Annotated in this window: 19 protein-coding genes; 9 read left to right on the top strand and 10 right to left on the bottom strand. The window is 71.1% G+C overall.

The window, feature by feature from the left end:
• Both BUB97_RS16850 and BUB97_RS26295 read left to right on the top strand, forming a co-directional pair.
• Positions 1-377 (top strand): cupin domain-containing protein (locus BUB97_RS16850; RefSeq protein WP_139281371.1); only part of this gene is annotated, 377 nt, incomplete at its 5' end.
• 66 nt (positions 378-443) lie between these two features.
• Positions 444-596, top strand: a complete 153-nt coding sequence (locus BUB97_RS26295; protein ID WP_175562663.1) for a hypothetical protein — start codon at positions 444-446, stop codon at positions 594-596.
• A 347-nt stretch (positions 597-943) separates the two neighbouring features.
• Here the strand turns inward: BUB97_RS26295 and BUB97_RS16845 are convergent, their stop codons facing one another.
• A complete protein-coding gene (locus BUB97_RS16845) occupies positions 944-2,320 on the bottom strand; it encodes an NRAMP family divalent metal transporter (RefSeq protein WP_086062273.1) in 1,377 nt (458 codons plus the stop codon).
• Positions 2,321-2,322: 2 nt separating this feature from the next.
• Here BUB97_RS16845 and BUB97_RS16840 point away from each other — a divergent pair, with 2 nt between their 5' ends.
• On the top strand, positions 2,323-3,891 hold the full coding sequence (locus BUB97_RS16840; RefSeq protein ID WP_073136820.1) for a Na+/H+ antiporter: 1,569 nt from the start codon (positions 2,323-2,325) through the stop codon (positions 3,889-3,891).
• Between the two features lie 12 nt (positions 3,892-3,903).
• Here the strand turns inward: BUB97_RS16840 and BUB97_RS16835 are convergent, their stop codons facing one another.
• Complete coding sequence (locus tag BUB97_RS16835) at positions 3,904-4,668, bottom strand: HpcH/HpaI aldolase family protein (protein ID WP_073136818.1); 765 nt, start codon at positions 4,666-4,668, stop codon at positions 3,904-3,906.
• Between the two features lie 138 nt (positions 4,669-4,806).
• On the opposite strand from BUB97_RS16835, the gene BUB97_RS16830 reads away from it, so the two are divergent.
• From BUB97_RS16830 to BUB97_RS16820, 3 genes are all read left to right on the top strand, one after another.
• Positions 4,807-5,697, top strand: coding sequence for a dimethylarginine dimethylaminohydrolase family protein (locus BUB97_RS16830; RefSeq protein ID WP_073136815.1), 891 nt, complete (start codon positions 4,807-4,809; stop codon positions 5,695-5,697).
• Positions 5,698-5,712: 15 nt separating this feature from the next.
• Entirely contained in the window at positions 5,713-7,104 is a 1,392-nt protein-coding gene (locus tag BUB97_RS16825) for an FAD-binding oxidoreductase (protein WP_073136813.1), read from the top strand.
• A gap of 62 nt (positions 7,105-7,166) precedes the next feature.
• A complete protein-coding gene (locus tag BUB97_RS16820; protein ID WP_073136811.1) occupies positions 7,167-8,390 on the top strand; it encodes an MFS transporter in 1,224 nt (407 codons plus the stop codon).
• A 30-nt stretch (positions 8,391-8,420) separates the two neighbouring features.
• On the opposite strand, the gene BUB97_RS16815 is transcribed toward BUB97_RS16820, so the two are convergent.
• From BUB97_RS16815 to BUB97_RS16805, 3 genes are all read right to left on the bottom strand, one after another.
• On the bottom strand, positions 8,421-8,846 hold the full coding sequence (locus tag BUB97_RS16815) for an NfeD family protein (RefSeq protein WP_073136809.1): 426 nt from the start codon (positions 8,844-8,846) through the stop codon (positions 8,421-8,423).
• Positions 8,831-9,817 (bottom strand): SPFH domain-containing protein, encoded by a 987-nt coding sequence (locus tag BUB97_RS16810; RefSeq protein ID WP_073136807.1) that lies wholly within the window; start codon positions 9,815-9,817, stop codon positions 8,831-8,833. The genes BUB97_RS16815 and BUB97_RS16810 overlap by 16 nt, the downstream gene beginning before the upstream one ends.
• A gap of 122 nt (positions 9,818-9,939) precedes the next feature.
• Positions 9,940-10,740: an IclR family transcriptional regulator gene (locus BUB97_RS16805; protein ID WP_175562662.1), complete on the bottom strand. Its 801-nt coding sequence runs from the start codon at positions 10,738-10,740 to the stop codon at positions 9,940-9,942.
• Between the two features lie 252 nt (positions 10,741-10,992).
• Here BUB97_RS16805 and BUB97_RS16800 point away from each other — a divergent pair, with 252 nt between their 5' ends.
• The 3 genes from BUB97_RS16800 (at position 10,993) to BUB97_RS16790 (ending at position 18,039) form a co-directional block, all read left to right on the top strand.
• Entirely contained in the window at positions 10,993-12,414 is a 1,422-nt protein-coding gene (locus BUB97_RS16800) for an efflux RND transporter periplasmic adaptor subunit (RefSeq protein ID WP_073136805.1), read from the top strand.
• 6 nt (positions 12,415-12,420) lie between these two features.
• The gene (locus BUB97_RS16795) at positions 12,421-15,591 is read left to right on the top strand and encodes an efflux RND transporter permease subunit (protein WP_073136803.1); all 3,171 of its coding nucleotides are present in this window, start codon (positions 12,421-12,423) and stop codon (positions 15,589-15,591) included.
• 111 nt (positions 15,592-15,702) lie between these two features.
• Positions 15,703-18,039, top strand: a complete 2,337-nt coding sequence (locus tag BUB97_RS16790; protein ID WP_073136801.1) for a xanthine dehydrogenase family protein molybdopterin-binding subunit — start codon at positions 15,703-15,705, stop codon at positions 18,037-18,039.
• 330 nt (positions 18,040-18,369) lie between these two features.
• Here BUB97_RS16790 and BUB97_RS16785 read toward each other — a convergent pair whose 3' ends face one another.
• The 5 genes from BUB97_RS16785 to BUB97_RS16765 all read right to left on the bottom strand — a co-directional run bounded on the left by BUB97_RS16785 (position 18,370) and on the right by BUB97_RS16765 (position 22,925).
• Positions 18,370-18,936, bottom strand: coding sequence for a hypothetical protein (locus BUB97_RS16785; protein WP_073136799.1), 567 nt, complete (start codon positions 18,934-18,936; stop codon positions 18,370-18,372).
• A 296-nt stretch (positions 18,937-19,232) separates the two neighbouring features.
• A complete protein-coding gene (locus BUB97_RS16780) occupies positions 19,233-19,850 on the bottom strand; it encodes an ABC-type transport auxiliary lipoprotein family protein (protein WP_073136797.1) in 618 nt (205 codons plus the stop codon).
• On the bottom strand, positions 19,850-20,896 hold the full coding sequence (locus tag BUB97_RS16775) for an MlaD family protein (protein WP_073136795.1): 1,047 nt from the start codon (positions 20,894-20,896) through the stop codon (positions 19,850-19,852). Before BUB97_RS16775 ends, BUB97_RS16780 begins: the two co-directional genes overlap by 1 nt.
• The gene (locus BUB97_RS16770) at positions 20,896-21,648 is read right to left on the bottom strand and encodes an ABC transporter ATP-binding protein (protein ID WP_073136793.1); all 753 of its coding nucleotides are present in this window, start codon (positions 21,646-21,648) and stop codon (positions 20,896-20,898) included. The genes BUB97_RS16775 and BUB97_RS16770 overlap by 1 nt, the downstream gene beginning before the upstream one ends.
• Positions 21,648-22,925, bottom strand: a complete 1,278-nt coding sequence (locus BUB97_RS16765; RefSeq protein WP_245818334.1) for an ABC transporter permease — start codon at positions 22,923-22,925, stop codon at positions 21,648-21,650. Before BUB97_RS16765 ends, BUB97_RS16770 begins: the two co-directional genes overlap by 1 nt.
• Between the last annotated feature and the right edge of the window lie 9 nt (positions 22,926-22,934).

Below are 22,934 nucleotides of genomic sequence, written 5' to 3'. Positions count from 1 at the left end.
AGCTCAAGGCCAGGAAGCGCCCCGAGGCGGCCGCCCACCGGCGCATGTACCGCCCCTGGGGCCACTATGAGGGGCTGATCCAGGGCGACCGCTTCCAGGTGAAGAAGATCCTTGTCCGCCCGGGCGAGAAGCTCTCCCTCCAGAAGCACTACCACCGCGCCGAACACTGGGTGGTGGTCAACGGCACCGCCATCGTCGAGCGCGACGCCGAGCGCATCCTCCTGCGCGAGAACGAGTCCGTCTACCTGCCGCTGGGCTGCGTCCACCGCCTGGAAAACCCCGGCATGATCCCGCTGACCCTCATCGAGGTCCAGTCCGGCGCCTATCTCGGCGAAGACGACATCGTCCGCTTCGAGGATACATACGGGCGCGCGTGAGGGCGCGCGGTCTGGCCGACTCCGCGCCGCCGGGCGCATGATCCGCAGCAACCAGCGAGGCCCGTCATGCCGATCCGGATTCTCCTTGTCGCCGCCGGCGCCATCGCCGCCCTCCTCGTGGCGCGGGATGCGGAGAACTTCGCCGTGGTGCAGGGCATGGTGGCCGTCGGGCTCATCGCCCTGATCGTCGGCATTCTCGCCCTGCTCAGCCGCAAGTAGCCCGGCTTAGCCTGCCGGGAATCCGCTGCTCGGGCGCCATACCGCGCTACGGAGGTTCTGGCCTCTCGGACCTTCGGAAGCGAGGGCTCCGCCCTCACCCGCCAAGGGCCTGAGGCCCTTGGAACCCCGTCTGACTGCCGTGGATACCGTGGTCGAAGGGGTCTCGGGTTGAAGGGGCTCTTTCCTGGCTTTGCAGTCGCCTCGGGTCATGGACCCGAGGCGCACCGTCAGCCCCGTGATCCCAAACTCTTAGAAAAAGATGATGGTGAGGGGTCCGGGGAGAGGAAGAATTCCTTCTTCCTCTCCCCGGGACAGACCGACCCGACCAAATCAGGAACCCGCCTCTATCAGTTCCCCAACACCCAACTGCCCAGCAAGGCCAGCGCCGCCGCGCCCATGGCGGCGGTGGCGAGCCAGCCCAGCCAGCGCAGCCAAGGCGGCAGGACCGCGGCCCCCATCAGTCGCTCGTCGCTCGCCATGCGGACGACGACCGCCATCAGCGGCGGCGCCAGCAGCCCGTTCGCCACGCTGCTCCAGTAGAGGGTTCGGATCGGGTCCAGTTCCGCCAACCCCATGCCGGCCGCCACCAGCACGGCCGCGCCCATGGCCGCGTAGAAGGCTGGCGCCCCGAGCGGCTTCCGGTCCAACCCTGTCCGCCAGCCGAAGCACTCGGCCACGGCATAGGCGATGGAACCGGCCAGGGCCGGCACGGCCAGCAGCCCCGTGCCGATGATGCCGAGCGCGAAGAGAAGGAAGGCCGCATCCCCCGCGATGGGGCGCAGCGCCGCGGCGGCCTGCTCCGCCGTGCCGATATCGGTCTGCCCCGTGGCGTGCAGCGTCACCGCCGCCGCCCAGATGATGCAGAGCGCCACGAGGTTGGAGACGGCCATGCCGACCAGCGTGTCCACCCGGATGCGGGCGAGCGCCTCGTGCAGTTCGCCGCGCGGGATGCGGCCGCGATGGAAGCCCTCGGCCTTGCGCCCTTCCACCTCCTGCGCGGACTGCCAGAAGAACAGGTAGGGGCTGATGGTCGTGCCGAGCACCGCGACCAGCGCCATCAGCGCGTCGCGCCCGCCGGACAGGCGCGGCCACGCCGCGCCCGCCAGGGCCGCGCCCCAGTCCATGCGCACGGTCAGCACCACCGCAGGATAGGCGACCAGGACGAGGCAGAGCCATTTCAGCACGGAGGCGTAGCGCGCGTAGGAGAGCGCGGCGGGCACGCCGATGCTGAACAGGGCGAAGGCCACCACCCATGGCCAGGCCGGCCCGCCCAGCACCAGCTTCGCCGCGGCGCCCATCGCGCCCAGGTCGGCCGCGAGGTTCAGCAGGTTCGCGGCCAGCAGCAGCAGCACAGCGCCGTAAAGGACGGGGCCGCCCGCCATCCGCCGCAGGTTTTCGGCGATTCCGCGACCCGTGGCGAAGCCGATGCGTGCGCAGGCTTCCTGCACGGCGAACATCAGTGGGTAGGACAGCACCATGGTCCAGCCCAGGGCGAAGCCGGCCTGCGCCCCGACCTGGCTATAGGTCGCGATCCCCGCCGGGTCGTCATCCGCCGCGCCGGTGACCAGGCCGGGCCCCAGCCCCCGCAGGATCCCGCGTGGCGAGGGGTCAGGCTGCCCGGCGTCGGCACCATGGCGGTGACCATGCGCGTGACCAGCGCCGCGGGCATGGCCGTGTTCGTGACCCCGCGCTTTCGCGCGCGCCCGGCTTGCCGCAGACTTCATCGATGCTGCTCCTCGAGATCACGCTGGCGCTGCTGGCCGTCTGCCTCGGCTTCGCCATCGTGTCACGTCACACCCGGCTGCCCTATGCGGTGGTCTTGATCCTCGGCGGCATGGTGCTCGCCTTCGTGCCCGGCCTGCCGCGGGTGGAGCTGGACCCGACCGTGGCCCTGGCCGCCTTCCTCCCGCCGCTGCTCCAGGCCAGCGCCTGGCGGACGGATTGGCAGGAATTCCGCGCCAATCTCCGCCCGATCCTGATGCTGGCGGTGGGCGCCGTCTTCTTCACCGCGGCCTGCGTCGCGGTCGCGGCCAAGCTCCTGCTGCCGGACCTGCCCTGGGCGGCCGCCATCGCGCTTGGCGCCGTGGTCGCGCCGCCCGATGCGGTGGCCGCCGCATCCGTCCTCCAGCGCCTGCCGCTGCCGCGCCGCATCGTCACGGTGCTGGAGGGAGAGAGCCTGGTGAACGACGCCTCCTCCCTCGTGCTGTTTCGCCTGGCGGTGGGCGCGCTGGCGGCGGGCAGCGTCGCGCCCGGCATCGCCGGCCTCACCTTCCTCGGCGTGGCGCTGGGCGGGCTGGCGGTCGGCTTCGCGATCGCCTGGCTGGCGGCGCGCGTCCTGCCGCGCCTGGGCGAGACGCCGCTCGAGATCGCCTTCACCTTCCTCGTTGGCTACGGCGCCTTCCTCCTGGCGGAGCGGCTGCATGTCTCGGGCGTCATCGCGGTCGTCACGGCCGGCATCCTGCTGGCGCAGCGGCAGCGTTCGCTGCTCACCCCCCGCACCCGCATCGAATCCCTCGCCACCTGGGGCTTCGTGGAGTTCGCCCTCACCAGCCTCGTCTTCATCCTCGTGGGGCTGCAGCTCAACGGCATCCTGGAACGGCTGGGCTCCTATCACCTTGGCTTCCTCGCCCTTTCAGCCGCCACGCTCTCGGTCACGCTGATCGTCTCGCGGATCGTCTGGGTGATGGCCTTCGCCTATCTCCCGCGCCTCATCCCCGCCCTCGCGCGAGACGAGCGGCAGCCGGCGCCGCGCCACGCCGCCATCATCGGCTGGGCGGGCATGCGGGGCGTGGTCTCGCTCGCCACCGCCCTCGCGCTGCCCTTGGAGGTGCCGCACCGGGAGCTGCTGATCTTTCTCGCCTTCGTGGCCATCCTCGCCACGCTGGTGGTGCAGGGCACCACGCTCGAATGGCTGATCATCCGGCTCGGGGTCGTGGAGCCCCGGCACAAGGGCATGAGCGCCCATGAGGCCGCGGCGCGCCGCCTGATGGCCGAGGCCGCCCGAGCCGAGGTGGAGGGCCGGCTGGACAGCCCGCTGGACGGCGCCATCGCGCGCGACCTGGCCGGGGAGTTCCGGGACATCGCCCGTGTCTTCACCGGCGTGGCCGCCGGCGGGCCGCAGGCGGAGCTGCGCGCGCGGCTGCAGATCCGCCTCGCCGCCCTCCGCGCCTCGCGTGAGCGGCTGCTTCAGCACCACCGGGAGGACGGGCTGTCCGACGAGGTGCTGACGAGTCTGCTCGCGGAGACCGACCATGAGGAGCTGCGGCTCGTGCAGCAGCTCGCCCAGGCCGGATAGGCCGCGGGAGGGCTAGACCGCCCGCGCCGCCGCCATCTGCGCGCGCACGCCCAGCGCCATGTTGGTCACATCGCTGCCCAGGGTCGCGTAGTCGAAGCCCATCTCGTGCATCCGCCGCACATAGGCGCCGGTGGTGCAGTGCAGGCCGACGAACTTGCCGCGCGAACGGCAAGCCTTGATGACATCCGCATAGATCGCGAAGAGCGCCGCGTCCTCCCGCTCCATGATCGGCGGCAGCAGGCCGATTGAGATGCCGAGATCGGTCGGGCCGATATAGATCCCGTCCACCCCGGGCACGGCGAGGATGGCGTCGAGGTTGTCCAGCGCCTCCCGCGTCTCGATCATCGGCAGGCACAGCACGTCGTCATTCGCCGTCTCGAAATAGCGGCCCGGCTCGCCATAGAGCCCGGCGCGGACGGGTCCGTTGGAGCGGCTGCCCAGCGGCGGGTAGCGGCAGGCGGACACGAAGGACTCGGCCTGGGCGGCCGTGTTCACCATGGGGCAGATCAGCCCCTGAGCGCCGGCATCCAGCAGCTTGCCGGCAATGCCCGGCTCGTTCCAGGGCAGGCGGGCCATCGGGGTAGGGCCCAGGGCCGGCATGCCCTGGAAGCAGGCCACGGCGGACATGTAGTCCTGCACCCCGTGCTGCAGGTCGACCGTCAGGCTCTCGAAACCGAGCTGCGCCATCATCTCGGCCGAGAAGGCGGAGGGGATGGAGAGCCACCCGTTCACCGTCTTCCGCCCGGCCTTCCAGGCCTCCTTCAGCTTGTTCGGCACCCGGCCTTCCCCCCTCGTTCCTTCTTGCCGCCGGGAGCATCCGGCGGGCCGCGCGGCATCCTTCTCCCTCCCCGCGCCGGGCGCAATGCGGTGCGGGCGGCGATGGGCAAGCCAAGCCGCCGGGTTTAGGCTGGCCGGATGCTGCCCTCCCCTCCCGGCCCCCTCGTCGGCGCCGCCTGGCGCGTCTCCTCGGAAACGGCGCCGCTGCGCGAGGTCCTGCTCTGCCCACCGGACCATTACCGCTGGATCCCCACCAACAGCATCGTCCGCCGCACCCTGGCCGGGGAGAACCAGTCCCCCGCCACCGCCCATCTCCAGGCCCAGCACCGGGAGCTGGTGCATGCGATCGAGCAGGGTGGCGCGCGGGTTCATCTCATCGCCCCCGAACCCCAGCTGCCCTACATGGCCTACACGCGGGACAGTGTGGTGGTGACGCATCGCGGCCCCGTCCTGTGCCAGCTGGAGCGCCCGCAGCGCCGCGGCGAATACGCGCCGCTGATGGACTGGCACGAGACCCATGGCAGCCGCTTCTGGCGCAAGTCCAGCACCGGCACGCTCGAGGGCGGGGACATCCACATCATCCGCCCCGGCCTGGCCGCCATCGGCGCCTCGGGCGGCCGCACGGACCATGCGGGGGCGGAGCAGCTCGCCGGCTGGCTCCGGGCGGAGGGCTGGGAGGTGCGCGTCGAGGATTTCGACGAGCATTTCCTGCATCTGGACGTGCTGTTCTGCATGGCGGCCGAGGGGCTGGCGGTGGCCTGCGAGGACGTGCTCGACCCCGCCTTCCTGGGATGGCTGCGCGACCACGGCATCCGCTGGATTCCCGTCCCCTACCGGGACGCCATGCAGCTCGGCTGCAACATCCTCGCCCTCGGCGAGGGGCGCGTGGTATCCGCGCATGAGAGCACCGGCCTGAACGCCGCCCTCCGCGCCGAGGGGCTGGAGGTGCTGGACCCCGCCCTCTCCCTCTTCACCGCGGGCGGCGGCGGGCCCCATTGCCTCACCTGCCCCCTGCGGCGCGACGACTGATACGGAAGACCCTCCATGACCGCCGAAACCCGCCCCGTCGACCACGTCATCGCCGCCCTCCGCGCGTTCATGGGCGACCGCGTCACCACCAACACCGCCATCCGCGAGCAGCATTCGCACGGCGAGGACACCACCACCCCCGTCCTGCCCGATGCGGTGGCCTTCGCCGAGACCACGGAGGAGGTGTCCCAGATCGTCGCGCTCTGCCACCGGCATGAGGTGCCCGTGGTGCCCTTCGGGGCCGGCACCAGCCTCGAGGGCCATGTCACCCCCGTCCGCCGCGGCATTACGCTCGACCTGTCCCGCATGAACGCCATCCTGGATGTCAGCCAGGAGGACATGGACTGCCTGATCGAGCCCGGCGTGACGCGCCACCAGCTGAACGACCACTTACGCGACCAGGGCCTGTTCTTCCCGGTGGATCCCGGCAGCCACTGCACCATCGGCGGCATGTGCGCCACGCGCGCCAGCGGCACCAACGCCGTGCGCTACGGAACCATCCGCGAGAACGTGCTGGGGCTGGAGGTGGTGCTGGCCGATGGGCGCGTGATCAACACCGGCGGCCGCGTGCGCAAGGCGGCCAATGGCTATGACCTGACGCGGCTGATCATCGGCAGCGAGGGCACGCTCGGCATCGTCACGAAGATCCGTCTGCGCCTGCACGGCATCCCCGAGGCGACCTCGGCCGCCGTGGTGCAGTTCGAGGACCTGCGCGGCTGCGTGGAATCCGTCATCCAGGTCATGCAGCTCGGCGTGCCCGTCGCGCGGATCGAGCTGCTGGACGAGGTGCAGATGGCGGCCTGCATCGCGCATTCGAAGCTCGACAACCTCCAGCCCCTGCCGACCCTCTTCCTCGAGTTCCACGGCACGGAGGCAGGGGTGAAGGAGCAGGCGGAAGCGGTGCAGGAGATCGTCAACGGCATGGGCGGCCTCGGCTTCGCCTGGGCGGCCGACAGCGAGACGCGCAACAAGCTCTGGACCGCGCGCCACAACGCCTATTACGCCGCCATCGCCTCCCGCCCCAATGTGCGCGGCGTCACCACCGATGTCTGCGTGCCCATCTCCCGCGTGGCCGATGCCATCCTCGGCGCGAAGGAGGACATCGCGGAATCCGGCCTCTCCGCCCCCATGGTCGGGCATGTCGGCGACGGCAACTTCCACACCGTCATCCTCGTGGACCAGGACGACCCCACGGCGCTCGACCGCGCCTGGGCACTGGACCGCAAGATCGTCGCCCGTGGCCTCTCCCTCGGCGGCACCTGCTCCGGCGAGCACGGCGTGGGCATGGGCAAGGCCGAGTTCCTGGAGCAGGAGCACGGGATGGAGGCGCTGGCCGTGATGCGCAGCATCAAGGCTGCGCTGGACCCCAAGGGCATCCTCAACCCCGGCAAGATCTTCCGGAACTGAACACCCACTGAGCGCGACCCCCGCCCCATGCAGGGCGGGGGCGCGGAGGAAACGGCACGTTGATGAATGACGAGACGCGGGAGGCCTCGCTCGCCTTCGCGGCCCCCCTCGTGGCCCTCACCCTGGGCCATGTGCTCTCGAATATGGTGCGCACTCTGCCCGCGATCGCCGCCGACGTGCTGGGGCGGGACCTGGAGGTCACGGCGCAGGGCCTCGCCTCCCTGACCGGAACCTACAACCTCACCTTCGCCCTCGCGCAGATCCCCGTCGGCGTCGCGCTGGACCGCTTCGGCGTCCGCCACACCGCCCTCGGCCTTCTCGCGGTCACGGCGGCCGGGGCGGTGCTGGCGGCGCTGGCGGGCGGGGCGCTCGGATTCCTCATCGCCCAGCTCGTCCTCGGCCTGGGCTGCTCGGGCATGCTGATGTGCCCCGTGACCTACGCGGCCAAGCGCCTGAGCCCCGCGCGCTTCGGCCTCTGGTCCGGGCTCGTCCAGGCGCTGGGCAATTGCGGCATGCTGCTCTCCGCCAGCCCCCTCGCGCTGCTGGTGGAGGCAGAGGGCTGGCGCGCCGGATACTGGAGCGCCGCGGTCTTCGGCCTCCTGGCCCTCCTCCTCGTGGCGCTGCTGGTGCGAGAGGGCCCGGCCGCCGGCTCCACGCGCAGCCTGGCCGCCGATGCGCGGGAGGTGCTTCGCCTCACCGTCTCTCCGAAGCTCCGCGGCATCGTGGTGCTTGCCTTCGCCTCCTTCGCCGCCGTCATCGGCGTGCGGGGGCTGTGGGGTGGGCCGTGGCTGATGGAGGTGAAGGGGCTGCCCCGGGTGGAGGCGGGCAACATCCTCCTCCTCGCCACCAGCGCCGTCGTCATCGGCCCGGCGCTCTGGGGCATCGTCGACCGGCGCATCGGGCACCGGCGCGCCTTGCTCATCCTTGGCCATCTCGGCGCGGGCCTGGCCCTGTGCCTGACCGCGATGGGCGCCCCGGGCGGCCCCTTCGGCCTGCTCCCGCCCTCCTGGGACGCCGCGACGCTGCTGGGCTTCTTCCTGCTCATCACCGTGCAGCCCCTGGCCTTCGCAGCGACCCGCGCGGCCGTGCCGCCGGACCAGGCGGGCAAGGCGCTGGCGGGGGTGAACCTCTCCTTCTTCGCCGGCGCCGCCGTGCTGCAGGCCGCCTCGGGCGCCGTGGTTTCGGCGGCGGGCATCGCGGCGGGCCTGATCTTCCTCGCGGCCGCCGTCGCCGCCTGCACGCTCGGCTATGCCGCGCTGACGCGGCCGGGGACCATGCCGCGCTGACGCGGCGGGGCCAATGGGTGCCGGGCCGCGTCAGCCCAGCCCGCGCACCCGCAACACCATTCCCTCCACGCCTTCCACCCGGACCACCTCGCCCGGCCGAGGCAGGCCGGAGACGGCGCGGGCGGGCCAGTCGCCATCCCCCACGCGCACGCGCAGCCCGGGCTGGTTGGATTCGATCACCACCCCCTCGCGCCCGACGAGCCCCGATTCCGGCGTGTTCAGCTCCGACCCGGCGTGCCGGTTCCTCCGGCGAGAGCGCAGCCCCACGGCCACCCCTGCCCCCATCAGCAGGATGAACAGCAGGACCGAGAGCGGGAAGCCGGGCGCCGCGACCAGCCAGACCAGCCCGGTGCCGATCGCCGCCAGCCCCGCCCAGAGCAGGAAGGCCCCCGGCAGCGCCAGCTCGGCCCCGAGCAGCACGAGGCCGGCGAGAACCCAGATCAGCCAGGGTTCCACGGGCCGCCCCCCGCACGCGGGACGGAGCCCGCCGGGCCCGCGCCGCCGGCCGGCGGCGGGAAGCCCATGGTGGCGGCGCCGGCCACCGTCCCCTGCGGGGCCCGCAACAGCTCCAGCGCGGCGGTCACGCCGCCGGCCAGGCTCGCGGCCTCCATCGGCACCACGACGAGGCGCGAGCTGGGATTCGAGGCCATGGCCTGGAAGGCCGCGACGTATTTCTCGGCCACGAAGTAGCGCAGCGCGTCGCCGCCCGCGCCCGAGGCGGCCTCGGCGACCATCCGGGTGGCCGCCGCCTCGGCCTGGGCCATGCGCTCGCGCGCCTCGGCGTCGCGGAAGGCCGCCTCGCGCCGCCCCTCGGCCTCCAGCACCAGCGCGGTCTTCGCGCCCTCGGCGCGCACCACCGTCGCGCGGCGCTCGCGCTCCGCGGTCATCTGCAGGTTCATCGCGCGGATGAGGTTCTCCGGCGGCTCGATCTTTCGGATCTCCACCCGGTTCACCTTCACGCCCCAGGGATCGGTCGCGCCATCGAGGATCGCGAGCAGGGCGGAGTTGATCCGCTCCCGCGAGGAGAGCGTCTGGTCGAGATCCATCTCGCCGATCACGGCGCGGATATTCGTCATGGCGAGCGCGGTGAGCGCGCCCCGCAGGTCCTGCACCTGGTAGGCCGCCTTCGCCGGATCCATCACACGGAAATAGACGATGCCATCCACCGTCACCGTCGCATTGTCCCGCGTGATGACGGATTGCTCAGGGATGTCGAGCACCACCTCCTGCACGTTCATCCGCTGCCCCACGGTATCGACATAGGGGATGATGAAGTTCAGCCCGGGCTGCAGCAGGTGGGTGAAGCGGCCAAAGCGCTCCACGGTCCACACCTCGCCCTGCGACACGGTGCGAATGCCCTTCGCCGCCGTGACGAGGGCGAGGATGAGGATGACGGCGAAGACGATGATGGTGCCGGATACCGGCATGGGCTGTTCCTCCCGCGCCCGTGTCAGGGCGGTTCCGTTCCGCGGAGACTGAGGGGTCGCGGCGCCGGCGGGAAGAGCCCGTGGCGGCGGGGACCGCCCGCCGCCTTCGGCTGGCGGCCTGTCTAGCTGGCCAGGGCGCGGGTCAGACCGGCGGCCGCCTCGGCCACCAGCGGCTTCACCCGCTCCACCTCCGGCCAGAGCCGCTCATTGGAGCCGGAGAGGGTGAGCGCGCCGCAGAGCAAGCCGCCCGGCAGGAAAACCGGCGCGGAAATGGCCGCCGCGTCGAGGTCGCGGTTGCCCTGGGTGGCGATCACCGGATGCGCGCCGGGCGCCAGCTCCGGCGCCGCCTCGGCCGCCTCGCCCGCACCCGGGTCCCAGATGGCGAAGACGCGGCCGGTCGCTGCGGCGCCCAGCGGCATCATGTCGCCGGCCTGCACCGCGACGCGCAGGGTGCGCGGCGGGGCGGCGCGGTAGAGGCAGACGCGGCGCTCGTCATCGGCGCGCACCCAAAAGGTGGCGCCCTGCCCCGTCGCCTCGGTCAGAGAGTCGAGCACGGGCGGCACCATCGCCTCGAGCCCGAGGCTGCGCGTGTACAGCGACCCCCAATGAAGCAGCATTGGGCCGGGCGACCAGGAGCCATCGGCATTGCGCTTCACGCAGCAATGCCGCTCCAGCGAGGCGAGGAGCCGCAGGATGGTGCTCTTGTAGAGGCCGGTGCGCGCCGCCAGCACCCGCAGGGGAAGAGATGTGTCGCCAGGCCTGAAAGCGCCGAGCACCGTCATGGCCCGCCCGACCGCCGCGACGCCCGAGGCGGTGGAGGGCGGGGAGAGCAGGCGGCCGCGAGGAGGCGAGCTGCCCTGAGGCTGTCCGCCCAGCCCGTCCGGACGGCTGGCAGCATCGGGCATCAGCACGATGGGTTCCACAACTCGTTCTCCCTTTGTGGCACGAAGACGCTTCCAGCCCCGAAACGGGGACAGGCCACGCGGCGGACTATCGACCATGGGGTGTTCCCACCGGAAGGCGTGCAATCCGCACAGCGAAACATCACGGCGCAACTGCGAAGGATTTTCAATGACGATTACGTTTCCGTTAACGGTACGGCCACCGGTTCTGGACTGGACCGTGCGGTTCAGGACGGCTTGCAGCTTACCGACCGTTCAGCCACATCCCGCCTCATGACCCGCCCCCATCCTCGCCGGACTGCGCCGGCGGCTGCTGCCGCCGCATTCCGCTTCGCCCCCGCCGCCCTGCGGGTCGCCCCCCTGCTTGCCATGCTGGCGGCTGCCGAGCCTGCCCTGGCCCAGTTCGGCCCCCAGGGCCCGCCCGCCGTCGGCGTCGAGGAAGCCGCGCGCCGTCCGGTGACGGAAAGCGTGGAGTTCGTGGGCCGCGTCGAAGCTGTGGAGCGGGTGGAGATCGTCGCCCGCATCACCGGCTTCCTCCAGGAACGGCTCTTCCAGGAGGGCCAGGAGGTGAAGCGCGGCGACCCGCTCTACCGGATCGAGCGCCAGACCTATGAGGCGGAATTCGCGCGCGCCCAGGCCAATGTGGCCTCGGCGGAGGCGGAGGTAGCCAATGCGCGCGTCACCCTGTCCCGCGCGCAGGAGCTGACCCGGAGCGGCGCCGGCACGCGCGTGGCGCTCGATAACGCGGTCGCGCAGGAGCGCACGGCGAATGCCCAGCTCATCGCCGCCCGCGCCGCCGCCCGCGCCGCCGAGGTGAATCTCGGCTACACCGAGATCGCCTCGCCAATCGACGGGAAGATTGGCCGCACCAACGTGACCATCGGCAATGTGGTGGGCCCCAGCACCGGCACGCTGGCCATCATCGTCAGCCAGGACCCGATGCGCGTCTCCTTCCCCGTCTCGCAGCGCCAGGCGCTGGAGATGCGGGACCGCTACGCCTCGCGCGGCGGGGTCGAGGCGGTGCAGGTCCGCTTCCGCACCGCGGACGGCAAGACCTATCCCGATGTCGGGCGGATCGAGTTCATCGACAACCAGATCAACCGCGCGACCGACAGCATCCTCGTCCGCGCCCGGGTTCCAAATCCGCCGCGCGAGGGGGGCGACCGCGCCCTAATCGACGGCCAGTTCGTGACCGTTTTCGTCGAAGGCGTGGAGCCCGTACTCGCTATCACAATACCGCGAGCTGCAGTGCTGCAGGACCAGCAGGGCAGCTACGCCTTCATCGTGGACGCCGAAGGCAAGGCCCAGCGCCGGAATCTGCGACTCGGCCGCAACACGCCCCAGACCGCCGTGGTTGAGGAAGGGCTAAACCCCGGCGACAAGGTGATCGTCGAGGGGATCCAGCGCGTGCGGCCAGGCCAGCAGGTCAACGCCGCCCCCGCCTCGCCCCCGCCCGGCGCGCCGCCCGCGCAGGGCGGCGCGGCGCCGGCCGCTGGCGCGGGCAACGCGGCCGCCGGCAATGCCCCGGCCAGCGCGGCCCCGGGCGGGCAGAACCAGGGAACCGCCCAGGGCGGCCCGGCCGGCGCGGGCGGATCCCCGCCGGGCGCCCCGGCGGCGCCGAACACCGGCAACCCCGGCACCAGCCAGCCCACGGCGAACACCCCCGCCGCCAGCCAGCCCGGCTCCGGCCGGTAAGCCCCGATGATCTCCGGAACCTTCGTCGATCGCCCCAGGCTGGCGATCGTCATCGCCCTGCTCACGCTCATCGCGGGCGCGATCTCGCTCATCCGCATCCCGGTGTCCCAGTTCCCGGACATCGTGCCGCCCCAGGTCTCGGTCGCCGCGCGCTACCCCGGCGCCTCGGCCACGGTGGTGGAGCAGACCATCGGCCAGGTGCTGGAGGGCCAGATCAACGGCGTGGACCGCATGATCTACATGCGCTCCAACTCCGCCAATGACGGCACCTACACCCTGAACGTCTCCTTCCAGCTCGGCACCGACCCCGACCTGGCGACGGTGAACGTGAACAACCGCGTCCAGGCCGCCATGGCGCGCCTGCCGCAGGAGGTGCAGCGCAGCGGCGTGACGGTGCGCAAGCAGTCCTCCGCCGTGCTGATGTTCGGCTTCCTCTACGCGACCGACCCGGCGCTCGACCCGCTCTTCCTCTCCAACTACTTCACCATCAACATGCTGGACGACCTGGCCCGCGTCGCCGGCGTCGGCCAGGTGAACGTGTTCGGTGCGCAGGACTACTCCATGCGCATCTGGTTCGAGACGGACCGGCTGATCAGCCTGAACATGACGCCGCAGGACGTCATCGCGGCGATCCAGGCGCAGAACGTCCAGGCGGCGGTGGGCCGGCTTGGCGGACGGCCCATCGGGGACGACCAGTCCTTCCAGATCAACCTGGAGACCCGGGGGCGCCTCCAGACGCCGGAGGAATTCGGCAACATCGTCGTCCGCGCCAATCAGGACGGCTCGGTGCTCCGCGTGAAGGATGTGGCGCGCGTCGAGATCGGCGCGGCCAACATGGACACGGAGAACCGCTACAACGGCCAGCCCGCCATCGCCTTCGGCATGTATCTGGCCCCCGGCGCGAATGCGGTGCAGGTCTCCACCGCCGTGCGCCAGCGCATCGACGAGCTGAAGGTCCGCTTCCCGCAGGGCCTGGACACGGTGGTGTTCTACGACAGCTCGGACTTCGTGAACGAGACGATCCACGAGGTCATCAAGACCCTGCTGGAGGCCTTCGTCCTCGTCGTGCTGGTGGTCTACCTCTTCCTCGGAAGCTGGCGGGCCACGATCATCCCGACCATCGCGGTGCCGGTCAGCCTCATCGGCGCCTTCATCATCCTGCTCGGCCTCGGCTACTCGGCGAACACCGTCTCCCTGCTGGCCATGGTGCTCGCCATCGGCATCGTGGTGGACGATGCGATCGTGGTGGTCGAGAACGTGGAACGCGTGATGGAGGAGCACCCCGAGCTCTCCGTCCCCGACGCCACGAAGAAGGCGATGTCGGAGATCACGGCGCCGATCATCGCCATCACCCTTGTCCTCCTCTCGGTCTTCGTCCCGATCGCCTTCATCCCCGGCCTGTCGGGCGAGCTGTTCCGGCAGTTCGCGGTCACCATCTCGGCCTCGATGGTCATCTCGGCCATCAACGCCCTGACCCTCTCGCCCGCCCTCTGCGCCATCATCCTCAAGCCGCATCACGGCCCGCGGCGCGGCCCCATCGGCTATGTCATGCGCGGGATCGACTGGACGCGGGACCGCTATGCGGGCGGGGTGCGCCGGCTGGTGCGCGTCTCCTTCCTCTCGCTGCTGCTGACCGCCGGCTTCGGCTTCGGCATCTGGACGATCAGCAAGGTGACGCCGACCGGCTTCCTGCCGCAGGAAGACCAGGGCGCCTTCTTCATCCAGGCCCAGCTTCCTCCGGGCGCGAGCGTGAGCCGCACGCGCGAGGTGGTGCGCCAGATCGAGGAGATCGTGCGCCCCATCCCCTCGGTGCAGGGCACGCTCGGCATCGTCGGCTTCTCGCTGATCGATGGCGGCGCGCAGTCCAACTCGGCCTTCATGGTGGTGCGGATGAAGCCCTTCGCGGACCGCGAGGGGGTGGCGAACAGCGTTCAGGCGGCCATCGGGCGGGTCTTCGGCGCCACCCAGTCGATCCGCACAGCGAATGTCTTCGCCTTCAACCTGCCGCCGATCATCGGCCTCGGCACGGGCGGCGGCTTCGAATACATCCTGCAGGACTACCAGGGCCGCGACATCAACGACCTGGCCGCCGCCATGAACGGCCTGATCGTGCCCGCGAACGGGGACCCGAACCTGACGGCGGTGTTCTCCACCTTCGCCGCCAACAACCCCTCCCTCTTCCTGGAGGTGGACCGCGACAAGGCGCAGGCGCTGGGCGTGCCCATCAGCAGCGTCTTCACCACCCTGCAGGCGGCGCTGGGCGGCATCTATGTCAACGACTTCAACCTCTATGGCCGCGTCTGGCAGGTGAACATCCAGGCCGAGGCGCGGGACCGCAACGACATCGACGACATCTGGCGCCTCTATGTCCGCAACAACGGCGGCGACATGGTGCCGCTGCGGGCCTTCGCGGAGTTGCGCTCCGTGCTCGGGCCGCAGACGATCTTCCGCTACAACAACTACCGCGCCATCTCGATCAACGGCGCCCCCAAGCCGGGCATCTCCTCCGGCCAGGCCCTGGCGGCGATGGAGCAGATCTCGAACCGCGTGCTGCCCAATGGCTACGGCTATGCCTGGACCGGCACGGCCTATCAGGAAAAGCTGGCGACGGGGCAGACGGCCTATATCCTCGCCCTCGCCGTCCTTTTCGCCTATCTCTTCCTCGTTGCGCTCTATGAAAGCTGGACCATCCCGGTCCCCGTGCTGCTCTCCATCGCGGTCGGCGTGCTAGGGTCCTTCATCGCCATCCTGCTCGGCAAGCTCAGCCTCGACATCTATGCCCAGATCGGGCTGGTCGTGCTGATCGCACTGGCGGCGAAGAACGGCATCCTCATCATCGAATTCGCCAAGGAGGCGCGCGAACGCGGCATGCCGATCCGCGAAGCCGCGGCCGAAGGCGCAAGGCTGCGGTTCCGCGCCGTGATGATGACCTCCATCGCCTTCGTCCTCGGCCTCGTGCCGCTGGTGACGGCGACGGGGGCGGCGGCGGTCTCCCGCCGTGCGGTAGGCACGCCCGTCTTCGGCGGCATGCTCGCGGCCTCGATCATCGGCATCTTCATGATCCCGATGCTCTATGTCGTGTTCCAGTCCGTGCGTGAGCGGGTGAAGGGCTGGTTCGGCCCCCGCGAACCCAGGGTCGGCCCGCCCTCCACCGGCACGCCCGCCGACCAGCACTGATCGGCCAAGAAACGGCCCGCGCCCCCCGGCGTGGGCCGTTTCGCTTCCCCCCTTCCCGCTCCGCGGCGCCTCACGCATGATCCGGCCCGCGAGTTCACGGAGGAGCGTGTCATGGCGAAGTTCGGACTCAGCCAGCCCCTGCGCCGGGTAGAGGATCCCCGCCTCCTCAAGGGCGGCGGCCGCTACACGGACGACCTCGTGCCCCAGGGCGTCGCCGCCGGCGCGGCGGTCGGCCATATCCTGCGCTCCCCGCACGCCCATGCGCGCATCCTCTCGATCGACACGAGCGAGGCGGCCCGCATCCCGGGGGTGCTGGCCATCCTCACGGGCGAGGACTGGAAGGCCGAGGGGCTGGGCGAGATCCCCTGCGCCATCCCCATGAAGAACCGCGACGGCACGCCGCACGGCAACACCCCGCGCGGGGCGCTGGCCGACGGCTTCGTCCGCCATGTGGGCGACCCCGTGGCCTTCATCGTCGCCGAGAGCCATGGCGCGGCCCGTGACGCCGCCGAGGCCATCCTGGTGGATTACGAGACCCTGCCTTCGGTTACGGACCTGGCCGCCGCCACCCAGCCGGGCCAGCCGCTGGTCTGGCCGGAGGTGAAGGACAACATCGTCTTCGACTGGGAGACCGGCAACCGCGCCGAGACCGACCGCCTCTTCGCCGAAGCCGAGCATGTCACCCGGCTGACCATCGTCAACAACCGCATCGTCGTTGCCTCCATGGAAGGCCGCGCGGCCATCGCGGAATACGACGCGGCGAGCGGGCGGTTCACGCTGCATGCCGGCACGCAGGGAAGCTGGCCGCTGAAGAGCACGCTGGCCGCCGTCTTCGGCCTCCCCGCAGAAAGCCTGCGCGTCGTCACCCCCGATGTGGGCGGCGGCTTCGGGATGAAGATCTTCACCTATCCCGAATACGCCCTCTGCATGATGGGCGCGCGCCGCACCGGCCGGCCCGTGCGCTGGACGAGCGAGCGCACCGAGGCCTTCCTCTCCGACACGCATGGGCGCGACAACATCACCACCGGCGAGCTGGCGCTCGACAAGGACGGCCGGTTCCTGGCGATGCGCACCAAGAACTACGCCAATATGGGCGCCTATCTCTCGAACTACGGCCCCTATATCCCCACGGCGGCGGGCACCAAGGTGCTGGCCAGCGTCTATGGCTTCAGGGCCATCCACGCCAACGTCATCGGCGTGCTCACCAACACCGTTCCGGTGGATGCCTATCGTGGCGCCGGGCGGCCGGAATCCAACTACCTCGTGGAGCGGCTGATCGACGCCGCTGCGCGTGAGACGGGGATCGACCGCATCGAGATCCGCCGCCGCAACATGGTGCCGGCCTCGGCCATGCCGCACACCACGCCTGTCGGCCAGACCTATGATTCCGGCGAGTTCGTGCAGGTGATGGACCACGCTCTCGAGCAGATCGACTGGGCCGGCTTCCCCGCGCGCCGCGCCGAGGCCGCCGCGCGCGGCAAGCGGCGCGGCATCGGCCTCGCCTACTACCTCGAAGCCACGGGCGGCTCCGACAGCGAGCGCGCCGAGGTGCGCTTCGCGAAGGATGGGATGGTGGAGGTGCTGGTCGGCACCCAGTCCACCGGCCAGGGCCATGAGACGGCCTATGTCATGATCACGGCGAATGAGCTGGGCATCCCGGTCGAGAAGATCCGCGTCATCCAGGGCGATTCCGACGAGATCCCGACCGGCGGCGGCACCGGCGGCGCGCGCTCCCTCTATTCCGAGGGCACGGCTCTACTCGCCACCACCGCCACCGTGATCGAGAAGGGCAAGCAGGCCGCCTCCGAGGCGCTCGAAGCCTCGCCTGCCGATATCGAGTTCGAGGGCGGGCGCTTCGCGATCGCCGGCACGGACCGAGCCATCGGGATCCTCGAACTCGCCCAGGCGCAGCAGGCGCGCGCGGCCCGCGGCGAATCCGTCACGCTGCTGGACGCCGCCGAGATCGCCGCCATCCCCAAGCACACCTTCCCCAATGGCTGCCATGTCGCGGAGATCGAGGTCGATCCGGATACGGGGCTGATCGCGGTGCTGCGCTACATCGTGACGGACGATGTGGGCCATGCGCTGAACCCGCTGATCGTGCGCGGGCAGGTGCATGGCGGCGTGGCCCAGGGGATCGGCCAGGCCATGCTGGAGCGCACGGCCTATGATCCCGAAAGCGGCCAGCTCCTCTCCGCCTCCTTCATGGACTACGCGCTGCCGCGCGCCGGCGACCTGCCGGAGATCGAGGTCTCGCTGCTCTCCATTCCCTGCCTGACCAATCCGCTGGGCGTGAAGGGGGCCGGAGAGGCCGGCGCGGTGGGTTCGCCCCCCGCGCTGATGAACGCGCTAGTCGATGCGCTTTCGCAGGACGGGATCACGCATCTCGACATGCCGGCGACGCCCGAGGTGGTCTGGAAAGCACTGGAAACGGCCCGCGCCGCCTGATCCCGTTTAGGGGTTTCCCGTTTGAGGGCTCCGCCCTCGACCCGCCAAGGGCCTGAGGCCCTTGGAACCCCCTCTGACTGCCGTGGATACCCCGGATCGAACGGGTCTCTGGTTCAAGGGGATTGGTCCTGCGCTTGCAGTCGCCTCGGGTCGTGGACCCGAGGCGCACCGTCAGCCCCATGATTCCAAACTTGAAGAAGAAGATGATGGGTCGAAGGCACTGCCTTCGACGGGTCCGGGGAGAGGAAGAATTCCTTTTTCCTCTCCCTGGGACAGACTGACCGATCAGAAAAGGCGAAGATCCCCCTGTTCGGGGCCTCGCCCCTCCTCTCACCGCATCGCCAGCACCGGGGCGCGCAGGGTCGGAGGCGCGGGGAGCGGCCGCGGCGGCTGGTCCAGGAAGCGGAGCCCAGTGACGCGGAAACCGTCGCCCTGCCAGGCCAGATCGAAGGAAACGCCGCCCTCCCCCTGGGCTGGGCCGTATTCCAGCCGGAAGGAAGCCAGACCAAGAGGCCGGGCCGACCGCAGATGGGAGAGGGCCACCATGCCGTCCTCCACCCGGCCGGGGCGCGAGCGGGCCGCCAGCCAGGCCGCCACGCTTTCGGGCCGGGCCCAGGAATCGGCCATCCGCTGCGCCATGTCGGTCAGGAAGCGTTGCGCGCCGTCGCCTGCGCCCTCCGGAACCTGCGCCGCCAGTCCGGCCCGGAGGCTGGCCATGGCCGCGGGCCTGTCGAACTGCCGCAGGAGGCCGGGCGCGTCGCCCTGGCCGAGAGGAATGGAGATCCGCACAGCCAGCAGCCAGGGCAGCGCGAGCCATGCACCCAGGAGCAGCAGCGCCGCCAGAACGGCCGGCACGAGCTGCCGCAGCAGACGGATCCGTCGGGGCGGGGCGGACACCCCAGGCGGAGGGCTCGCCGCCTCCCAGGCTGAAGGGAGCGGGTCCGGCCGGCCCGCGCTCGGGGAGGTCCGCGGAACGCGACGGGTCTGCCGGGCGTCGTACTCCGCCCAAACCTCGTCCCAGGTATCTGTCCGGCGGTCCATGGCATCCGTCCCAGCTGTCTCAGGAACGGCGCTATTCTGGCGCCCTGTCTCTGTTTTGAGACTGACGCAACAAGGCTGATCGAATCCTTAACGGGGCGGCATTTTCTTCCGGGCCTCCGGAGGGTGGCCCGGCCGATCCTTCCGCCGTAGCGCTACCGCGCGTGCGGGATGAGGTCGTTCTCCAGCCGCCCGAGCACCCCGGCCAGCGCCGCTACCATGCCGGCGGCCAGTGCATCCGGGCCCAGAGGGCGGTCGGGCGGCACGGGCACGGTCGCGGTCTCGGCGAACTGGGCGACGACCCGCGTGCCGAACTGGCTCGTCTGGCGCAGCAGCACCACGCTCATCCCTGCCACCGCCACGCCCCGGCCGAGATCGACATGCAGGGCGACGAGTTCGCTCTCCAGCAACAGGTCGGCATCGCCCCGCGTGCCGGGGGCGAGCACGGCGGCGAAGAGGCCGGAATCGGTGATCCAGCGGCGCAGGGATTCCTCGGCGGCCTCGGCGGGCGGCGCGGTCCACTCGGCGTAGTATTCCAGCGCTTCCGTCCCGTCCGCCCGGATCGAGCGGAGCAGACGGCTGTCCAGGCCCGGCGCGGCGCGGGTCAGGCGCATCAGCACGGTCCGGCGGCCGGAGCGGCGCGGCATACCCTCGGGCCGGCGCGGGGCCAGCGGGTAACGCCTCGGTTCCACATAGTCCTGGTTCACCACGGAACAGGCGCTCAGGCCGATGGGCAGGGCGAGGCCCGCCCCCAGAAGCATGCGTCGCTGCATCAGCGCCTCCTCGTGTAATCAGGTGCCGGTGGCGGCGGGGCCAGGATGGCGGCGCCCGGCGAGCGCCGCAGCAGCTCCGTCGTGTCCCGCAGGCTGCCCGAGGCCGCGCGCAGGTCGCGCAGGGTCGGCGTCAGGTCGCCATTGATGTCGCCCACCGTGTTGCTGACCGACCGCGCAGCCTGCTCCACCTGCGCGATGGCTCCGGGCAGGCGCTGCAGCCCGGCCTGCAGGCGCTCCATGGCCGCGTTGGCGTTGCGCAGCGTCCCCCTCACCTCGGGCCCGCCAATCACGGAACGGGCATCGGCGATGGTGCCGCGGGCCTCGGCCAGCGTGCCCCGCAGGTCGTTGGACAAGGCGGCGAGGTTCAGGTCGTTCACCGCCTGCCGCAGGGTGTCCAGGGTTTCCGTCGCGGCGCGCGAGGTCTGGGCGACATCGCCGTCATTGACCTGCCGCCTCAGGTCGGTCAGCAGCCCGGCCATGTCCGTCAGGATCTGCTCGATCGGCAGGTTGCTGATCCGCAGCGCGAGCTGCTCGGCCACCGACGTCACCTGGGCCACCGTGCTGGGAATGGCGGGTATCACGGGGTTCGCGGGGGTCCAGGGCACCGCTTCCAGCGGGAAGCGCTCGGGATCGGCGAAATCCAGCTCCAGATAGCCCACGCCGGTGATGCCCGTGCTCGCCAGCCGGGCACGCAGGCCGATCTCCACGGCGCGCTCGGTATCCGGCGTGTCACGCAGCCTCGCGAGGTCCAGGGCGAAGCGCACGATCACGCGCTGGTAGGCGGTGGAGAAGGCGCCCGCCGGCGGCGGGTATTCCGTCGCCACGAGGTTGATCTCCGTCACCTGGCCCAGCTGCACGCCGCGGAACCGGACGGCGGCGCCGATATCCAGCCCCTGCACGCTCTCGCGGATATAGGTCTCGAAGGTCTTGGTGTTCCGGCCAAGTTTGCCGGCGGTGAAGAAGAGGACGAAGCCCACCGCCAGCGCCAGCCCGGCGAGGATGAGGATGCCGACGCGCAGGTAGAGCCCGCGGGAGGAGACAGCCATCAGCGCGTCTCCCGCCGGAAGAAGCGGCGCACCGTATCGTTCGGCGGATCGTCCCGCAACGCGCGCGGGTCCCCCTCGGCGATCATCCCCTGCGCCTCCTTGTCCAGCATGATGCAGCGGTCGCCGATCGCGAGGATCGACTGCAGCTCATGCGTCACCACCACGAAGGTGGTGCCGAGGTCGCGTGCCAGGTCCTTGATCAACTCGTCCAGCCCCGCCGATGTCACGGGGTCCAGCCCCGCGCTCGGCTCGTCGAGAAAAAGAATGGGCGGGTCCAGCGCCATGGCGCGCGCAATGCCGGCGCGCTTGGCCATGCCGCCCGAAATCTCCGCCGGCAGCCGCCCCGCGGCATCCGCGAGGCCCACCAAGCCGAGCTTCACCCGCGCGACATCCTCCCGCGCTTCGCGCGGCAGGTCGGTATGGGCCTCCAGGGGCAGCATCACGTTCTCCAGCAGGGTCATCGAGCCGAAGAGCGCCCCCGACTGCCACATGACGCCCAGCCGCCGCAGCAGGTTGCGCCGGGCCTCTCCATCCGCGGTGGCGAGGTCGCCGCCGAGGATGGTCACATGGCCCGCCGTCGGCTGGTAAAGCCCGATCATCAGCTTCAGCAGGGTGGACTTCCCGCAGCCCGAGCCGCCGAGGATGACGAAGACCTCGCCGCGCGCCACGCTGAAATTCACGTCGCGGAACAGAACGCGGCTGCCGAAGCCCATGGCCACGTCGCGCGCCGTGATGACCGTCTCTGCCGTCATCACCAGCCCAGCCGGTAGAAGAGCACGGCGAAGATCCCGTCCAGCACCACCAGCGCGACAATGCCACCCACCACCGCCGCGGTGGCCGCATCGCCCACCGCACGCGGCCCGCTGCCGGCCGAAAGCCCGGCCCGGCAGCCGATGCCGGCGATCACCAGCCCGAACACGGCCGCCTTGCCCAGCCCGCCCAGCAGGTCCCCCAGCGCCACGCCGGCATGCACCTGGTTGATGACGAGCTGCAGCGGAAACCCCGTGGCGAGCATCACGAAGGCCATGCCGACCAGCCCGGAGAGATCCATCAGCAGCGCCAGCACCGGCATGGCGATGGTGGCCGCGATCAGCCGGGGTAATACCAGCAGCACCATCGGGTCGATCCCCATGATGCGGAGGGCGCTGACCTCCTCGTTCACCGTCATGGTGCCCAGCTCGGCGGCAAAGGCTGAGCCGGTGCGCCCGGCCAGGATCACCGCCGCCAGCAGCGGCCCGAGCTCCCGCAGCAGGGAGATGCCGACCAGCCGGGGGACGAAGATATCCGCCCCGTATTGCCGCATGGGAATGGCGGACTGAAAGGCCAGGATGACGCCGATCAGGACACCGAGGAGCATGACCAGCCCGAAGGCCCGCGTGCCCACCTCGTCCAGGTGGCGCAGCACGTCCGAGGCCCGGAGGTCGCGCGGGCGGCGCGCCGCGTTCACCACGGTCGCGGAGGCCTCGCCGAGGAAGGCCGCCCCGTCCAGCGCCGCGTCGCCCCGGCCCACGCCCCAGGCGCCGAGCGAGCGCACCAGCCCGAGGCGCCTCGGCGGGGGCGGCGGCGCGGGCGGCGGCCGATCGGCCCCGCGAACACGCTCCAATACCGCGGCGACAGGGCGGGAGGCGCCCTCCACCGGAACGCCCTCCCCCGCGATCCGGGAGGAGGCGATGACGAGGGTGGCGCCGCTGGTGTCCAGCACCTCCAGCCCGGAGAGATCGATCCGCCTCGCGCCCTCGGCGGCCTTCAGGGCGGTGCGCCACACCGCCCCGGCGGTCAGGCTCGTCAGCTCGCCGGAGAAGCGGAGGAGGTCGCCTTCCCGCGCCACCACGGGCGCCGTGCGTCCTCCCACGGCCGGCGCGGGCGGCTCCACCGCAGCGCCGGGCTCGGGCGCACGGTCGGGGGCTGGGCCAGGGCCCATATCCTCGGCCGGCGGCAAAGCGGGGCTGCCGGGCGCGGAGGCCCGCTCCGCTGCGCCTTCCGCCCGCCCGGCCCGCCGGTCGCCCCGCCCTTCGCCGAGGGGCGTCATCGCCTCATC

Origin of the sequence: Muricoccus roseus (assembly GCF_900141905.1) — a bacterium.
GTDB lineage: Bacteria > Pseudomonadota > Alphaproteobacteria > Acetobacterales > Acetobacteraceae > Roseomonas > Roseomonas rosea.
This window is presented reverse-complemented; position numbering and strand designations above follow the sequence as displayed.

Bases quoted from the DNA above. Each gene is read 5' to 3' on its own strand.
- BUB97_RS26295 (WP_175562663.1), top strand. From the start codon at position 444: ATGCCGATCCGGATTCTCCTTGTCGCCGCCGGCGCCATCGCCGCCCTC.
- BUB97_RS16845 (WP_086062273.1), bottom strand. From the start codon at position 2,320: ATGAAGTCTGCGGCAAGCCGGGCGCGCGCGAAAGCGCGGGGTCACGAA.
- BUB97_RS16840 (WP_073136820.1), top strand. From the start codon at position 2,323: ATGCTGCTCCTCGAGATCACGCTGGCGCTGCTGGCCGTCTGCCTCGGC.
- BUB97_RS16830 (WP_073136815.1), top strand. From the start codon at position 4,807: ATGCTGCCCTCCCCTCCCGGCCCCCTCGTCGGCGCCGCCTGGCGCGTC.
- BUB97_RS16825 (WP_073136813.1), top strand. From the start codon at position 5,713: ATGACCGCCGAAACCCGCCCCGTCGACCACGTCATCGCCGCCCTCCGC.
- BUB97_RS16820 (WP_073136811.1), top strand. From the start codon at position 7,167: ATGAATGACGAGACGCGGGAGGCCTCGCTCGCCTTCGCGGCCCCCCTC.
- BUB97_RS16810 (WP_073136807.1), bottom strand. From the start codon at position 9,817: ATGCCGGTATCCGGCACCATCATCGTCTTCGCCGTCATCCTCATCCTC.
- BUB97_RS16800 (WP_073136805.1), top strand. From the start codon at position 10,993: ATGACCCGCCCCCATCCTCGCCGGACTGCGCCGGCGGCTGCTGCCGCC.
- BUB97_RS16795 (WP_073136803.1), top strand. From the start codon at position 12,421: ATGATCTCCGGAACCTTCGTCGATCGCCCCAGGCTGGCGATCGTCATC.
- BUB97_RS16790 (WP_073136801.1), top strand. From the start codon at position 15,703: ATGGCGAAGTTCGGACTCAGCCAGCCCCTGCGCCGGGTAGAGGATCCC.
- BUB97_RS16780 (WP_073136797.1), bottom strand. From the start codon at position 19,850: ATGCAGCGACGCATGCTTCTGGGGGCGGGCCTCGCCCTGCCCATCGGC.
- BUB97_RS16775 (WP_073136795.1), bottom strand. From the start codon at position 20,896: ATGGCTGTCTCCTCCCGCGGGCTCTACCTGCGCGTCGGCATCCTCATC.
- BUB97_RS16770 (WP_073136793.1), bottom strand. From the start codon at position 21,648: ATGACGGCAGAGACGGTCATCACGGCGCGCGACGTGGCCATGGGCTTC.
- BUB97_RS16765 (WP_245818334.1), bottom strand. From the start codon at position 22,925: ATGACGCCCCTCGGCGAAGGGCGGGGCGACCGGCGGGCCGGGCGGGCG.